Consider the following 14,405-nt stretch of genomic DNA (forward strand, 5'->3'; position numbering starts at 1 on the left):
TCTTCAATTTCCGGTTTATTCATTGATAAAAAATAACGAATGTGCGTGCCATAACAGCCAGTCCTCAGGGTGCCGGACGATCGAACTCTCAACAATTTCCGGTAGCCTGGCTTTCACACTGCGCGCCGGCATCGGCGGTTCAATGTGGATTTTTATCTCTTTGTCGTAATACAGGTAATAAAACACCACCTGCGCCGACAGCGCTCGGGCAATGCGGATCACGCCGCTGTGCAAATTGGCCGGGCGATCAAACAGACGGCAACTGAGCTTTGCCGTTTGCGCCGTATTGGTATTGACGGTGTAATCCGGCGAGATATCCGGGAAAATCATGATATTGCGTTGATGATCGGCCGCTTCCATAATCGCGCCCATCAGATTGCCAGCAATTTCTCGGTTATCATCATGGATCGAGCAATAGGACAGGTTAACGCCCCCTAATTCCCGCGCCCTGGCGTGATACACCTCCACGCTCACGGAGACAATCGCCGTTGCCTGTCCCGGAAATACCCCGGCACCGACCATACCGGCCAGCACGTCAGAGAGCATATGCAGCGGTGCCAGCACCACTGGGTGCCCTGCCTGATGCAAAGGCTCGACGACCGCATTAAGCTCTGCCTGGCAGCGAGCCAGTTGGGCTGCGACCTGAGGGCTCTGACCATAGGTTGCGGCCAGCTCCAGTAAACGGCGGCGCTGACTGGTGCGGGCAAAATTCCCTTGGTAGTCGGCCCCGAGCAGGGATTGCTTATTCGCCTCGGCCACAAAGGCACGCCGACGATCGCCCCGGTCATTTAATCGCAGCCAGCGGCTCAGTGCCGCCAGCCCAAGGAACCAACGGTAGTTGCCGTGGCGCAGCAGCCAACAAACCGTCTTGCCGTATGCTCTGCGCAAGGGCAACGAACCGCGTGCCAGGGTTGTGAGCGCCTCTCTCCACGCCAGATACACCCACACGGCAAATAAACGCATTATTGCTCCAGCGGTTTGTCATGCTGTAACAGTGACAGCAGATGATCGGCAAACTCAGGGAAATCGCGATCCTGCACGGCCATCCACTTTTTGTTGACGATAAACGTTGGGGTCGCCCTGATTTTGTAATGCCCGGATACTTTGGTCATATAGTCCAGTAGCTCTGCCACCTGCGGTGTCTGGCTGGCCTTGTTATAGGCATCAAGTTCGATACCGTTTTTCGTTAACCATTTATCGCGATTGACTGGATTACTCAGATCGATTTTGTCTTTGATAATGGCGTTATAAGCGCTCTCACGGTGCTGTGGTTCAATGCCCATCACCGTCAGGGTGGCAAACAACGGGGCAAAGCTCGCCAGGCCATCATTGTTCAGGTTGGCGATATGCACACGGACCAGTTGAGTCCCGGCTGGCATCCGCGCTTCCATCTTGGCAACATTCTCTTCGTTCAAGGCGCAATAGTGGCAACCGTAAGAGAAGATCTCGACAATCGTATTATCCGTGTTTATCGGGCTGGTTTTAACATCGCTCTCGCTGACCATAGTCAGAGTCTGTTGTTCAGGACCGGCATTCTGATTCAGCACAAAATAGTGGAAATAAGCCGTAGTGATCAGCGAAGATATAATAATAACCAAAAGGGTATAGGCGAAAAGATAAAAGGGCTTCTTGAACATGAGCGCTACGTCCTAAATTACATATACCCAAAATCTTTCAAGGTTGCGTGTGAATAATCACAAACCTTTATGTATAAGGGTAAATCGATTAGCACTTAATAACGGAGGGATATTGATTGTTTTAGTCAGGCAGGCTGCAATAATCCTTGCAGCAGTCACATCCCTGTCCATTAAAAATGCACGAGAATCAAACAGGCTGATGCGATAAACCCTACCGCACCAGCACTGGCATTAGTTCCTGTCAGACAGGAAACCAACGTTTACATTATGGCTGCGCAGGGCAGCTGCTCAGCGCAACTGGCTTGCTGTCAACGCTAACAACTTTGCCATCTTTGTCTACACAAGTGGTAACAGCATTACAAGTGGTTGGAGTCAGGTTTACATACTCAACGCTACAGGTTGTGCAAGTGCCGCCAACGATTGTGCTAGCTTCAGAAACGTTTAATTTTTTCACAACATCATCCTTATATAAAAGTGAAATAAATAGCCCTAGTTATGTCTATCATCAACGATAGAACAAATCTACGCTCAATATAAAGGCACGATAACCCATGCCTTTATTAAAGCGCAGAATATATGATATTTATTAACTTCTTTGTTACGGCGAGGGCAAAGATACCGTGAACTCTAAAACAGATCAATGGTATTTTTATTGATGAATATTATATAAGAATTATATTACGGAATTATTGATGAAGGATTATTCTTATAAAAAAAGGGTGATTACCCATAAAATCAGAACCAACCCCTAGATTTATCGCATTGGTTAAAAAAGCCAAATACAGGATCATTCTTATTCGATAAGAATAATCACATTCCATGAGTGGGAAATTTTAGAGAAAAAATGGACGTACCCCAACTCAGTCAACGGCCCTAGCCGATGGGGTATAATCAAAAAGGCATCATCTCCTCACGGTTGTGAAGCACTACGCATTGTTTTTCAACGCCGCGTAACACGGACGTATTGCGGTGGAACAGCCACGCATAATCCACATTCCACCCTCGCCACCCGCTGTTGGTCATTTTAACGTTGCCTCCTGATGACACAGAGGAAACAACAGATGGAAACACAACGCGGTTTTACCCTGATCGAATTAATGGTGGTGATTGCCATCGTCGCCATCCTCAGCGCCATTGGCATTCCTGCCTATCAGCGCTATATCCAGAAGGCCGCCATGACCGATATGTTGCAGGCCATGGTGCCGTACAAAATGGCGGTTGAATTGTGCGCATTGGAAGGCGGTGGCCCATCAGGCTGCGATGCGGGCAGCAAAGGGATCCCTGTTGGGGCGACAACACGTTACGTCAGCAGTATCAAGGTCACCGGGGGAACCATCAACCTGATCGGCACACAGAGCCTGCAAGGCCTGACGGTGACGCTGGCTCCCACAATGGACTCCACCGGCCCCATGCGCTGGACACGCCAATGCAGCAGTAGTAACACCAGCCTGCAGGAAACCTGCCAGGAAGTTTTCCGTTTTGATGATGCAGCGCAGTAAAGGAGGGGCGGCATGGAAATCAGTGATGAAATCCACGCGCTGTGCCAGCGCTATCAGGCACTGGCACTCAGCGAAGACGAGCAGCGGCTGACTATCGCCCTGCATGGTGAAATCCCTGCGGCACTGGTGAGCGCTCTGCGTTTCGCCACCGGCAAAAGCGTGGGGATTGAGCAATGGCCCGTTGCCCGGTTGGAACAGGCGCAGAACCAGCGGCAATCCCTCGCTCTGGTTCCACCGCCGGAAAATACCGAGGAGCGGCCCCCTTCGCTTAACGACGATAGCGACACGCCGGTGGTGCAATTTATTAACCGAACGCTGCGTAGCGCCATTCAACGGCGTGCCTCTGACGTGCATTTTGAACCTTATCAGCAACGATTCCGCGTCAGGCTAAGGATTGACGGAGTGCTGCAGGCAATTGCCTCTCCCCCCTTTTCGCTGGCGGCCAGGATCACTGCCAGGTTGAAGATCATGGGGCAACTGGATATCGCCGAGCGCCGCCTGCCACAGGACGGCCAACTCAGCGTGCAGCTGGATAATGCCAGTTTCTCAATGCGGATATCCACCTTACCCACGCTGCATGGGGAAAAGGTGGTACTGAGGATCCTGCAAACCGATCGCCAGGAGCTGCCGCTCGAGCAGCTTGGTATGAGCCTGGAAGCACTTGGGTGGTATGCCAATGCCCTCTGCAATCCGCAAGGCATGATCCTGGTGACCGGCCCGACCGGCAGCGGTAAAACCGTGACGCTGTACAGCGGGTTACGTCAGTTGAACGATGCACAGAGCAACCTGTGCAGCGTTGAAGATCCTATCGAGATCCCAGTGTTCGGTATTAACCAGACGCAGATCAACAGCAAAACCGATCTGGACTTCGCTCGCGTGTTACGGGCTCTGCTGCGCCAGGATCCAGATGTCATCATGATCGGCGAGATCCGCGATAAAGAAACGGCAGAAATTGCCGTCAAGGCGGCACAAACCGGGCATTTGGTGCTATCGACCCTGCATACCAATTCCACCTGCGAAACGCTGACCCGCCTGACCCAAATGGGCATTCCCGGTTACCTGCTGGCGGCCTGCCTGAAACTGGTGATCGCCCAACGCCTGGTGCGGCGTTTGTGCCCCCATTGCCGCTATCCACAAGTTGAGATCCTGCACTTCCCGGCCACCATTTGGCCGGAACCCCTGATCCCGTGGCGTGCGGCCGGCTGTGAGCACTGCTTTGGCGGTTATTACGGCCGGATCGGCGTTTACGAACTGCTGAAGATCACGCCCGAAATCCAACATGCCCTGATGCAAAATGCCTCGGTGATCCAATTGGCCGATATCGCACAGCAGCAGGGTCAAACAACACTGCTGCAAGCGGGCCTGGAGTTGGTCGCCCAGGGGATAACCTCGCTGGAGGAACTGTACCGCGTGGTCGGAGTGACAGCACAGGGTGAGAGCACGCCATGAAAACTCGCCGTCTGTTTGCTTGGCAAGCCATCGACAGTCAAGGTGGAATTCGCCATGGCGAGTTGCTGGCAGAGGGGAAAAATCAGGTCTATCAGCATTTGCTGGAGCAAGGATTACAGCCTTACCAACTGGGGGCGGGGAAGCGGGTCTCTACACGTCAATGGCGTGGCGAGCCGATGATCCAATTCACCCGCCAGTTGGCTACCTTGTTGCAAGCCGGGTTACCGCTGGTCAATAGCCTACAGTTGCTGGCTCAGGAACATCAGTCGGCAGCCTGGCGCTGTCTGTTGTTAGAAATCAGCAACAGCGTGGCGATGGGGCAGCCCTTTTCCGAAGTGATTGCAGAACAACATCGCGTATTCCCCCTAATCTACCGCCAACTGATCGCCATCGGCGAATTGACGGGTAATCTGGATCGGTGTTGCCTACAGTTGGCACAGCAACAAGAAGCCCAGCAAAGGCTACAGAAAAAAGTGCTGAAGGCGCTGCGCTACCCGCTGTTTATCTGCCTGGTGGCCATTTCAGTCACCATTCTGATGTTAGTGATGGTGCTGCCAGAGTTTGCCAAGATTTATCAATCATTCGATGCCCCGTTGCCCTGGTTTACCCAAGGGCTGCTGACACTGTCCGGCGCATTGATCGCTACCGGGCCTTATCTGTTGCTCGCGGTGGCTGGGCTGACAGGATTTTATTGGCGCAGGTTGCATCCGTTAGCAGATTGGCAACAACGTGAGCAAGCGATGCTGCTACGTATCCCGTTGATTGCCTCATTGGTCAAGGGCAATTGCCTGAGCCAGGTGTTCCGTATTCTGGCCATGACACAGCAGGCCGGATTGACGCTGGTGACAGGGCTAAGCGCCGCGAAGCTATCGGTGAATATTGTGTTTTATTGCCAGGCGCTGACGGCGATCGAACAGCAGCTCTCTCAAGGGTATCCCTTCCACAGCGCACTAGCTCAACAGCCGCTGTTTCCTTCTTTGTGCCAGCAATTAGTGCGGGTGGGGGAAGAGTCCGGCACGTTGGATATTCTGTTGGACAAGCTGGCAGTCTGGCACGAACAACAAACCTATGAACTCGCCGATACGCTGGCGCAAACGCTGGAGCCGTTGCTGATGATAGTGGTTGGCGGGATTGTGGGGACGTTGGTGATCGCGATGTATTTGCCGATATTCCAATTGGGGAATGTATTGGGGTAATGCTCTCTATTTTCGCGCTGTGTGATACGGGCACATGTTGTGCCCGTACAAGGTCAGGCAATTACTTGCTGCCGAAAACGCGGTTTTCCTGCTCCGCCACGCGGATAAAGGTGGTGCGTTTGGTCAGCTCTTTCAGACGTTCTGCGCCCACATAAGTACAGGCAGAACGCAGACCACCGAGGATATCGCGCACGGTAAACTCGACTTCACCACGCAGCGGCAGCTTGACGGTTTTACCTTCCGCAGCACGGTAGCCGGCTACACCGCCCACATGGCGTTTCATGGCAGACTCTGAGCTCATACCGTAGAACAGCATGAACTTCTCACCGTTCTCTTCCACCACGGTGCCTTCACATTCGTCGTGCCCGGCCAACATCCCGCCCAGCATGACAAAGTCTGCGCCGCCGCCGAAGGCTTTCGCCACATCACCCGGAACAGAACAACCGCCATCGCTGACAATCTGCCCACCCAGGCCGTGTGCGGCATCGGCACATTCGATCACCGCAGAAAGCTGCGGATAGCCCACGCCGGTTTTCACACGGGTGGTACAGACCGAACCAGGACCAATCCCGACCTTGACGATGTCGGCACCGGACAGCACCAGCTCTTCCACCATTTCACCGGTAACCACGTTCCCCGCGCAGATCACATGGCTAGGACAAGCTTCACGGGCTTTTTTCAGGAAGGCAACAAAGTGTTCGGAGTAGCCGTTGGCCACGTCGATGCAGATAAATTTCAGCGCCGGGGAAAGTGCCAGGATCTGCTTCATCTTGACGAAGTCGGCTTCAGAAGTGCCGGTAGACACCATCACATGACGCAACACGGAGTCGGACGAGCGCTGAACAAACTCGGCCCATTGCTCAACGGTGTAGTGTTTATGAACGGCGGTAAGAACGTCGAAGGTTGCCAGGGCCTCGGCCATGCGGAAGGTGCCAACCGTATCCATATTGGCGGCAATAATCGGCACACCGGACCAGTTGTAACCTGAATGTTTGAAGGTAAACTGGCGCTCCAGTTCAACTTCCGAGCGGCTTTTCAGCGTGGAACGCTTTGGGCGGATCAACACATCTTTAAAGCCTAACTTCAAATCTTCTTCAATACGCATGACTTATGATTTCCTGGTTTTTGGCGACGGATCGCAAGGGGATTTCGAACCACTACCCTATGAATTTCAAGTTTTACCTTGAAAGGCGGCGGGTATTGTTATTGCCAGTTCCAGTGGTGTTATCATACGCACTAATAATCGCTCGGCAAGACTGCGATTTCGCCTTTATTTACGGTACAATCCCACAAATTTACCTGTGACATCCCAATGTGATTGCCGCCTCATTTTCTCGATGCTGCCGTTCAAATTATCCCTCTCAAAACGCCAACCGCAGGGCAAGTCAAACGCACCCGCTTGCACTTCTGCGCGATCGCTTTATGATTCGTTTATAATTTTTAGTGAATATCAGGATCCCTTTTGACCATGGCCTACCTAGTGGCATTAACCGGCGGTATCGGCAGCGGCAAGTCCACCGTTGCCAACGCCTTTGCACGTTTTGGCGTGGCCATTGTGGATGCGGATATCATTGCTCGCCAGGTTGTTGAGCCTGGAACCCCGGCATTGGACGCCATTGCGGCACATTTTGGTAATGAAATGTTGCTGGCGGACGGATCCCTCAACCGTGCGGCTTTGCGTCAGAGGATCTTCAGCGATCCCGACGAAAAACGCTGGCTAAACCAGTTGCTGCACCCGCAGATCCAGCGGGAAACGCAGCGCCAACTAGCCAACGCCCAGAGTTGTTACGTACTATGGGTAGTCCCCTTGCTGGTAGAAAACGGCCTGCAGGATCGTGCCGACCGCGTTTTAGTGGTGGATGTCGACAGCGAAACACAATTAGCCAGAACCATGGCCCGCGATGGCATCAGCCGTCAGCAGGCGCTGAATATTCTGTCTGCACAGGCCACGCGCGAACAACGTCTGGCCGTGGCGGATGACGTAATTGACAATAGCGGTAGCGCACAAGGAATTGAATCCCATGTCGCCGCATTGCATCAACACTATCTTGAGCTGGCAACCTCAGCGACCCGACAGGATCACACCGAATGAGTGACGCTTCCCCGACCGTTCTCTTTGAACACCCGTTAAATGAAAAAATGCGCACCTGGCTGCGGATCGAGTTTTTATTACAGCAACTGCATGGCCAAAGAGCGCTGAGCGAAACCGCTATCGCCCTGACCTTTTTCCGTACCGTTGCGGACCTGCTGGACGTATTGGAACGTGGCGAAGTACGTACCGAACTGCTCAAAGAGCTGGAACGCCAGCAGCAGAAACTAATGCAGTGGGCAGAATTGCCCGGTGTCGATATCTCGGTGGTCAATCAGCTACGCAGCCAGTTGAAAGGCTGTGCCTCTGCGCTGATGTCTGCCCCGCGTATGGGCCAGGCGCTGCGTGAAGACCGGCTGATTAGCCTGGTTCGCCAACGTCTGAGCATCCCTGGCGGTTGTTGCAGCTTTGATTTACCTACGCTGCATATGTGGATGCACGTAGCGCAGCATGAACGTGATGCCGATGTGGCAGACTGGTTGCAAACCCTCGACCCCTTGAATCAGGCGCTGACCATCGTGTTGGATCTGGTGCGCCAGGCCGGGCCGTTTCGCAATCAGATCAGCCTCAACGGCTTCTTCCAGGATAACGCCGAAGGGGCAGATCTGTTACGCTTGCGTATTAACCTGGCTTACCAGCTTTACCCGCAGATTTCCGGCCACAAGACGCGCTATGCCATCCGTTTCCTGCCGTTAGACAGCGAAAACGGCCTGGTGCCAGAGCGCTTGACCTTTGAGCTGGCCTGTTGCTAGCATATGAAATTAACCTTTTATACCCTAAGAATTTCAAGTTGCAGCTAGGCACCAAGCTCACTCATCCCCAGGAGCTTACTTTTGTAAGTGACTGGGGTGAGTGAGTGCAGGTAACAACGCTGCAGCTTGAAAGGCGACGGGTATGAGGGAGAAAGGAATGAATATGACCGTAGTAAAATGCCCAACCTGTGGCAAAGGCGTGGTTTGGGGTGAAGTCAGCCCGTATCGCCCGTTCTGCTGCAAACGCTGCCAGTTGATCGATCTCGGTGAATGGGCCGATGAAGAGAAACGCATTCCCAGCAATAATGAGCTGAATGAAAGCGAAGAGTGGAGTGAAGAGGATAAGGATCTTTAAAGTGGTGTTATTAGGCCTGGTAGCCCAGGCCTAAAATGCACTACGCGGCACTGGCCTGCGCCACCAACAGTTTGATGATACTGACGTTGGCTTCGGGGAATTCTTCCTCACGCAGGTCGGCCTGTTTCACCCAGCGCATCGGCTGGCCTTCACGACCATAGGGCTCGCCCTTCCAATCCTCTACCAGATAGAAATTCAGCGTCACGATCCGATCGGTGAAGCGGTGCTCCAGCACCTCCAGTAGCCGTGCCTGATTGGTGTGGATCCCGGTTTCTTCCAGCAATTCGCGGCCCAATGCCTGCTCTGGCGTTTCGCCCTGCTCAATCTTGCCGCCAGGGAATTCCCAAAATCCGGCCATGTGCGAATCCGCAGCTCGGCGTGTGATGAAGATTTCCTGCTGCGGGTTACGGATGATCCCTACGGCGATGTTCAGGTGCTTCATCGCATCCTCCAGATGTTACCACTTAAAAAAAGGGCTCAGCATGCTGAGCCCTTACCATTAACTGTTCACTGCACTCGGCTTATTTTTGCAGGCGGCCGTGGCACTGCTTGTATTTCTTACCGGAACCGCATGGGCAAGGATCGTTACGCCCTACTTTGCGTTCGGCGACTGCCGGAGCGTTCGGATCGGTGACCGCCAGGGCATTTTCTTCCTGGTGGCTCAGCTGTTGCTGGCGTGCCAGACGCTCGGCTTCTTCACGACGCTGCAGCTCCAGGGCTTCAACCTCTTCCGGCATGCGTACCTGAACCTTGCTCAACACGCTGATCACTTCATATTTCAGCGATTCCAGCATGGTAGCAAACATGTTGAAGGACTCACGCTTGTATTCCTGCTTCGGATCTTTTTGCGCATAGCCACGCAGGTGGATACCCTGACGCAGGTAATCCATCGCCGCCAGGTGCTCTTTCCACAGGGAATCCAGCGTCTGCAGCATCACGCCTTTCTCGAAGTTGCGCATCATTTCCGCACCAACAACCTCTTCTTTGCGCAGGTAATCTTCCTTCGCCTTCGCCATGATACGCTCACGCAGCGTTTCTTCGTGCAGCTCAGGTTCTTTATCCAGCCACTCGGCGATTGGCATATCCAGATCGAAGTCGTTTTTCAGGCGTTCTTCCAGCCCTTGAACGTCCCACATCTCTTCCAGCGACTGCGGCGGAATGTAGCTGTCGATGGTGGTTTTGAATACGTCTTCACGGATGCTGTTGATGGTTTCGCTCACGTCGGACACGTCGAGCAATTCGTTACGCTGGCTATAGATCGCACGACGCTGGTCGTTGGCCACGTCATCATATTCCAGCAATTGCTTACGAATATCGAAGTTACGGCTTTCAACCTTGCGTTGCGCATTGGCAATGGCTTTGGTAACCCACGGGTGCTCGATAGCTTCGCCATCCTTCATACCCAGTTTACGCATCATGCCAGAAACACGATCCGAGGCGAAAATACGCATCAGCGCATCTTCCATTGACAGGTAGAAGCGGGAAGAACCGGCATCACCCTGACGGCCGGAACGGCCACGCAGCTGGTTGTCGATACGGCGTGATTCGTGACGTTCGGTACCGATAATGTGCAAGCCACCGGCGGCCAGTACGGCGTCGTGACGAATTTTCCAGGCTGCTTTGATTTCGGCAATCTGCTCTTCGGTCGGTTCTTCCAGATGGGAGATTTCACTCTGCCAACTGCCGCCCAATACGATATCGGTACCACGACCGGCCATGTTGGTGGCGATGGTTACTGCGGCAGTCTGACCCGCATTGGCCACAATATCCGCTTCCATGGCGTGGAATTTGGCGTTCAGAACCTTGTGTTCGATCCCTGCCTTGGTCAGCTCACGGGAAACCACTTCCGATTTCTCGATCGAGATGGTCCCCACCAGCACCGGCTGGCCGTTGGCGGTACGCTCACGGATATCTTCGATGATCGCCGCGATCTTCTCTTTCTCGGTCATGTAGACCAGATCCGGCATATCTTTACGGATCATTGGGCGGTTGGTCGGCACCACGATGGTATCGAGCTTGTAGATGGAGCTGAATTCGAAGGCTTCGGTGTCCGCCGTACCGGTCATCCCGGCCAGTTTCTCGTAGAGACGGAAGTAGTTCTGGAAAGTGATCGAAGCCAGCGTCTGGTTTTCGTTCTGGATCTCTACGCCTTCTTTGGCCTCTACCGCCTGGTGCAGACCATCGGACCAGCGGCGGCCCTGCATGGTACGGCCGGTGTGTTCGTCAACGATAATGACTTCACCGTCTTTTACAATATAGTCAACGTCGCGGGTGAACAGCACGTGGGCACGCAGCGCAGCGGTGACGTGGTGCATCAGCATGATGTTGGTTGGTGAATACAGCGATTCGCCTTCATCCATGATGCCCGCTTCCATCAGCATCTCTTCGATCATGATCAGGCCGCGTTCGGTCAGGTGAACCTGGCGCGCTTTTTCATCGACCGAGAAGTGCCCTTCACCCTGGAAGGTGTCGGAGTCTTCTTTTTCCTGACGGATCAACTGTGGGATAAGCTTGTTAACGCGCTTATACATTTCTGAGCTGTCTTCGGCCGGGCCGGAGATGATCAGCGGCGTACGCGCTTCGTCGATCAGGATGGAGTCAACCTCATCCACCAGCGCATAGTGCAGCTTACGCTGTACGCGCTCTTCCGGGCTGAACGCCATGTTGTCACGCAGGTAGTCAAAGCCGTATTCGTTGTTGGTCCCGTAAGTAATATCTGCGGCATAGGCTTCACGCTTGGCCGGAGCAGGCATGCCAGGCAGGTTGATACCCACGCTCAACCCCAGGAACTCGAACAGCGGACGGTTGTTTTCGGCGTCACGCTGTGCCAGGTAGTCGTTGACGGTAACCACGTGCACGCCACGGCCGCTCAGGGCGTTCAGATAGGCAGGCAGGGTTGCAGTCAGGGTTTTACCTTCACCGGTACGCATCTCGGCGATACAGCGGTCGTTGAGCACCATCCCGCCCAGCAGCTGCACGTCGAAGTGACGCATGCCGAAAACTCGCTTACTGGCCTCACGCACTACGGCGAAGGCTTCCGGGATCAGGCTTTCCAGCACTTCGCCCTTTTTCAGACGCGCGCGGAACTCATCGGTCTTGGCCTGCAGTTCGCTATCAGACAGTTTTTCCATGTCTGGTTCCATACGGTTGATCATCTCAACCGCTTTGCGCATGCGGCGCAGGGTACGATCGTTGCTGCTACCAAAAACTTTGGTCAATAGTTTGATTAACATGATTCTTTATATCTCTTACGCGACGACACCATAATGGCCGTCAACAAGCTGTTGTGTTGTTTGTTTTTTTGCTGCCCTGAGGGCAAAGATTAGCCGAGGGCTGCAGGCCCGGCGCGAATACCTTGCACCTGAGCGAGCCATAGCCCGGCCTGATGCTGCGCCAAAGAAGGAACGATAGGGTGATGGGTATCACGAATGATGGTCGGTGGTTTTGGCTCGTGCGTCAGTAGCGCATTGAGCGTGGAGAGCAGGGCAAGCTGAGCCACCTGTAATGGGGGTTCAACCGCAACGGTCTCCGCTTCCTGCACCCGGGCATAGACAGCCTGAGGTGCCAGAGCAAAAGAGAGGTGACGGATGACGGTTCGAAGCGCATGCTGGTGCCAGTAATCAACGTTAAACGTTGGGCGACGATGCACTTCTTGCAGTAACGCCAGGCTGTTAAAGGCGTGACTGACGGAATTTTGCCGGTTAAGACTGGACGAGGTGCTCGGTAATGCGCTTTGATCGACGGTGCCGGACAGATTTTGCGGTACGCCAAGCGTAGCCGCTACCATCCCCAACAGGAGATGAGGCCAGAAATAACGTCTGCCAAATTGTCGCCAACGATTTAGAATACCGATCACGTGTTTATTATCCGCCGGAGCCCATTATGCGCGATAGCCGTCCACAATTATTAGATATCCTGTTTGACGACGCGTCTGCAACAGAGAAAGGACCGCTGCATAACGTTCAGCAACGCGCTACCGCGCTACTGAAACTCAATCGTGCCGTGAAGGGGTTATTGCCCGCTCAGTTGCACCCTTGGTGCCGTGTCGCCAACTTCAGACAGGGTATTTTAGTGCTGGAAACCGCTAACGCCAGTTGGATGATGCGCTTACGCTATGAACAACCCAGTCTGCTATCCGCACTACGAGCGCAAATTCTACCATCTTTGTCATCAATCGACATCAGGATTAATCCTTCGTTGATGGCAAAAGGCAGCAGCCAGGTACAAAACCTCGGCAAAACTACGGAAAATGGCCAGCAAGCGGAGGTGCCGATGCGTCATTTGAGCTTGGAAAGTGCAGATGCATTACGGGGATTGGCGGCGCAGAGCCCAGAAAAATTACGCAAGATATTAGAACGACTGGCCGCGTTGGCAGGAGAGAGAGCCAACGCGACCGGTCGTGATAAGTAATTAACGTCTTGGCAGCTTAGGCCAGTACGGTTGACGGAGCCTTGAATGCCAACGGCATTTCGGCTTCATCCTGGAATGTCACGAATTCCCAAGCTTCCTGCTTCGCCAGCACGGCTTGCAGCAGTTTGTTGTTCAGCGCATGGCCTGATTTGTACGCGGTGAACGCGCCAATGATGTTATGGCCGCACATGAACAGATCGCCGATGGCATCCAGCATTTTGTGGCGTACGAATTCGTCTTCGAAGCGCAGGCCGTCTTCGTTGAGGACACGATAGTCATCCACCACAATCGCGCAATCGAAGCTGCCGCCCAGGGCCAGGCCACGGGACTGCAGATATTCGATATCACGCATGAAACCGAAGGTACGCGCACGGCTGATTTGGCGTACGAACGAATCGGCTGAGAAATCCAGACGATAACGTTGGGTACTGGCATCAATCGCCGGGTGGTTGAAGTCGATGGTGAAGTCCAGGCGGAACCCGTTATGCGGGGACAGCTCTGCCCACTTGTCGCCATCTTCAACGCGTACGGTGTCTTTCAGACGCAGGAATTTCTTCGCCGAGTTCAGCTCTTCGATGCCGGCATCCAGCAACAGATAGACAAACGGGCTGGCACTACCGTCCATGATCGGGATTTCGGCAGCGTCAACTTCAATAATGATGTTGTCGATACCCAAGCCCGCCAACGCAGCATTAAGATGCTCAACGGTGGAAATACGCACGTCTGACTCATTCACCAGGCAAGTACAGAGCATGGTATCACGCACGGATTTGGCATCAGCCGGGAAATCAACCGGTGGATTCAAGTCAGTGCGACGATAGATGACCCCGGTATTAGCCGACGCTGGGCGCATTGTCAGCGTGACTTTCTTGCCGGTATGTAAACCGACACCAGTCGCCTGAACAATACGTTTTAATGTCCTTTGTTTGATCATCGTTTTATCTCGCAATGTTATCAATCCAACCAGCCCAGCATACAGCAAGGCCGGCGGGACAGTTTAGCACAAAGAGCGGAGATT

The 14,405-nt window shown here is 53.7% G+C and carries 15 protein-coding genes; 7 read left to right on the plus strand and 8 right to left on the minus strand.

The genetic code is table 11. The features are described from left to right. Positions 1 to 15: 15 nt before the first annotated feature. The 3 genes from ACKWMY_RS07210 to ACKWMY_RS07220 all read right to left on the minus strand — a co-directional run bounded on the left by ACKWMY_RS07210 (position 16) and on the right by ACKWMY_RS07220 (position 2,091). A complete protein-coding gene (locus tag ACKWMY_RS07210; RefSeq protein ID WP_024527154.1) occupies positions 16 to 963 on the minus strand; it encodes an ABC transporter in 948 nt (315 codons plus the stop codon). Continuing rightward, a complete protein-coding gene (locus ACKWMY_RS07215) occupies positions 963 to 1,637 on the minus strand; it encodes a DsbA family protein (protein WP_409486114.1) in 675 nt (224 codons plus the stop codon). The genes ACKWMY_RS07210 and ACKWMY_RS07215 overlap by 1 nt, the downstream gene beginning before the upstream one ends. Positions 1,638 to 1,902: 265 nt before the next feature. Beyond that, positions 1,903 to 2,091, minus strand: a complete 189-nt coding sequence (locus tag ACKWMY_RS07220) for a DUF4762 domain-containing protein (RefSeq protein WP_261445196.1) — start codon at positions 2,089 to 2,091, stop codon at positions 1,903 to 1,905. Positions 2,092 to 2,698: 607 nt separating this feature from the next. On the opposite strand from ACKWMY_RS07220, the gene ppdD reads away from it, so the two are divergent. Genes ppdD through hofC form a run of 3 tightly spaced genes read left to right on the plus strand, consistent with a single transcriptional unit; the run spans position 2,699 to position 5,781 of the window. Continuing rightward, the gene (ppdD, locus tag ACKWMY_RS07225) at positions 2,699 to 3,136 is read left to right on the plus strand and encodes a prepilin peptidase-dependent pilin (protein WP_409486115.1); all 438 of its coding nucleotides are present in this window, start codon (positions 2,699 to 2,701) and stop codon (positions 3,134 to 3,136) included. Positions 3,137 to 3,148: 12 nt separating this feature from the next. Beyond that, a complete protein-coding gene (gspE, locus tag ACKWMY_RS07230) occupies positions 3,149 to 4,585 on the plus strand; it encodes a type II secretion system protein GspE (RefSeq protein WP_409486116.1) in 1,437 nt (478 codons plus the stop codon). Beyond that, complete coding sequence (gene hofC, locus ACKWMY_RS07235) at positions 4,582 to 5,781, plus strand: protein transport protein HofC (RefSeq protein WP_409486117.1); 1,200 nt, start codon at positions 4,582 to 4,584, stop codon at positions 5,779 to 5,781. The genes gspE and hofC overlap by 4 nt, the downstream gene beginning before the upstream one ends. Before the next feature lie 61 nt (positions 5,782 to 5,842). Here the strand turns inward: hofC and ACKWMY_RS07240 are convergent, their stop codons facing one another. Beyond that, complete coding sequence (locus tag ACKWMY_RS07240) at positions 5,843 to 6,886, minus strand: GMP reductase (RefSeq protein WP_021179338.1); 1,044 nt, start codon at positions 6,884 to 6,886, stop codon at positions 5,843 to 5,845. 363 nt (positions 6,887 to 7,249) lie between these two features. On the opposite strand from ACKWMY_RS07240, the gene coaE reads away from it, so the two are divergent. From coaE to yacG, 3 genes are all read left to right on the plus strand, one after another. Further along, a complete protein-coding gene (coaE, locus tag ACKWMY_RS07245; protein WP_024527160.1) occupies positions 7,250 to 7,873 on the plus strand; it encodes a dephospho-CoA kinase in 624 nt (207 codons plus the stop codon). After that, a complete protein-coding gene (gene zapD / locus ACKWMY_RS07250; RefSeq protein WP_409486118.1) occupies positions 7,870 to 8,622 on the plus strand; it encodes a cell division protein ZapD in 753 nt (250 codons plus the stop codon). The genes coaE and zapD overlap by 4 nt, the downstream gene beginning before the upstream one ends. A gap of 163 nt (positions 8,623 to 8,785) precedes the next feature. Beyond that, the gene (gene yacG, locus ACKWMY_RS07255) at positions 8,786 to 8,977 is read left to right on the plus strand and encodes a DNA gyrase inhibitor YacG (protein ID WP_024527162.1); all 192 of its coding nucleotides are present in this window, start codon (positions 8,786 to 8,788) and stop codon (positions 8,975 to 8,977) included. 40 nt (positions 8,978 to 9,017) lie between these two features. Here the strand turns inward: yacG and mutT are convergent, their stop codons facing one another. The 3 genes from mutT to secM all read right to left on the minus strand — a co-directional run bounded on the left by mutT (position 9,018) and on the right by secM (position 12,833). After that, positions 9,018 to 9,419, minus strand: coding sequence for an 8-oxo-dGTP diphosphatase MutT (gene mutT, locus ACKWMY_RS07260; RefSeq protein ID WP_024527163.1), 402 nt, complete (start codon positions 9,417 to 9,419; stop codon positions 9,018 to 9,020). A gap of 79 nt (positions 9,420 to 9,498) precedes the next feature. After that, positions 9,499 to 12,210, minus strand: coding sequence for a preprotein translocase subunit SecA (secA, locus tag ACKWMY_RS07265; protein WP_024527164.1), 2,712 nt, complete (start codon positions 12,208 to 12,210; stop codon positions 9,499 to 9,501). A gap of 89 nt (positions 12,211 to 12,299) precedes the next feature. Beyond that, on the minus strand, positions 12,300 to 12,833 hold the full coding sequence (gene secM, locus ACKWMY_RS07270; protein WP_024483520.1) for a secA translation cis-regulator SecM: 534 nt from the start codon (positions 12,831 to 12,833) through the stop codon (positions 12,300 to 12,302). A 26-nt stretch (positions 12,834 to 12,859) separates the two neighbouring features. On the opposite strand from secM, the gene ACKWMY_RS07275 reads away from it, so the two are divergent. Next, the gene (locus ACKWMY_RS07275; protein WP_024527165.1) at positions 12,860 to 13,387 is read left to right on the plus strand and encodes a DUF721 domain-containing protein; all 528 of its coding nucleotides are present in this window, start codon (positions 12,860 to 12,862) and stop codon (positions 13,385 to 13,387) included. A gap of 16 nt (positions 13,388 to 13,403) precedes the next feature. Here the strand turns inward: ACKWMY_RS07275 and lpxC are convergent, their stop codons facing one another. Then, a complete protein-coding gene (gene lpxC / locus ACKWMY_RS07280) occupies positions 13,404 to 14,321 on the minus strand; it encodes a UDP-3-O-acyl-N-acetylglucosamine deacetylase (RefSeq protein ID WP_021179330.1) in 918 nt (305 codons plus the stop codon). Between the last annotated feature and the right edge of the window lie 84 nt (positions 14,322 to 14,405).

The organism is Serratia sp. J2 (assembly GCF_046269175.1).
Classification (GTDB): Bacteria; Pseudomonadota; Gammaproteobacteria; order Enterobacterales; family Enterobacteriaceae; genus Chania; species Chania fonticola_C.

What these genes read in the sequence shown, in the direction of transcription:
- ACKWMY_RS07210 (WP_024527154.1), bottom strand. Translation starts at nt 963, where the DNA reads ATGCGTTTATTTGCCGTGTGGGTGTATCTGGCGTGGAGAGAGGCGCTC.
- ACKWMY_RS07215 (WP_409486114.1), bottom strand. Translation starts at nt 1,637, where the DNA reads ATGTTCAAGAAGCCCTTTTATCTTTTCGCCTATACCCTTTTGGTTATT.
- ppdD (WP_409486115.1), top strand. Translation starts at nt 2,699, where the DNA reads ATGGAAACACAACGCGGTTTTACCCTGATCGAATTAATGGTGGTGATT.
- gspE (WP_409486116.1), top strand. Translation starts at nt 3,149, where the DNA reads ATGGAAATCAGTGATGAAATCCACGCGCTGTGCCAGCGCTATCAGGCA.
- hofC (WP_409486117.1), top strand. Translation starts at nt 4,582, where the DNA reads ATGAAAACTCGCCGTCTGTTTGCTTGGCAAGCCATCGACAGTCAAGGT.
- ACKWMY_RS07240 (WP_021179338.1), bottom strand. Translation starts at nt 6,886, where the DNA reads ATGCGTATTGAAGAAGATTTGAAGTTAGGCTTTAAAGATGTGTTGATC.
- coaE (WP_024527160.1), top strand. Translation starts at nt 7,250, where the DNA reads ATGGCCTACCTAGTGGCATTAACCGGCGGTATCGGCAGCGGCAAGTCC.
- zapD (WP_409486118.1), top strand. Translation starts at nt 7,870, where the DNA reads ATGAGTGACGCTTCCCCGACCGTTCTCTTTGAACACCCGTTAAATGAA.
- yacG (WP_024527162.1), top strand. Translation starts at nt 8,786, where the DNA reads ATGACCGTAGTAAAATGCCCAACCTGTGGCAAAGGCGTGGTTTGGGGT.
- mutT (WP_024527163.1), bottom strand. Translation starts at nt 9,419, where the DNA reads ATGAAGCACCTGAACATCGCCGTAGGGATCATCCGTAACCCGCAGCAG.
- secA (WP_024527164.1), bottom strand. Translation starts at nt 12,210, where the DNA reads ATGTTAATCAAACTATTGACCAAAGTTTTTGGTAGCAGCAACGATCGT.
- ACKWMY_RS07275 (WP_024527165.1), top strand. Translation starts at nt 12,860, where the DNA reads ATGCGCGATAGCCGTCCACAATTATTAGATATCCTGTTTGACGACGCG.
- lpxC (WP_021179330.1), bottom strand. Translation starts at nt 14,321, where the DNA reads ATGATCAAACAAAGGACATTAAAACGTATTGTTCAGGCGACTGGTGTC.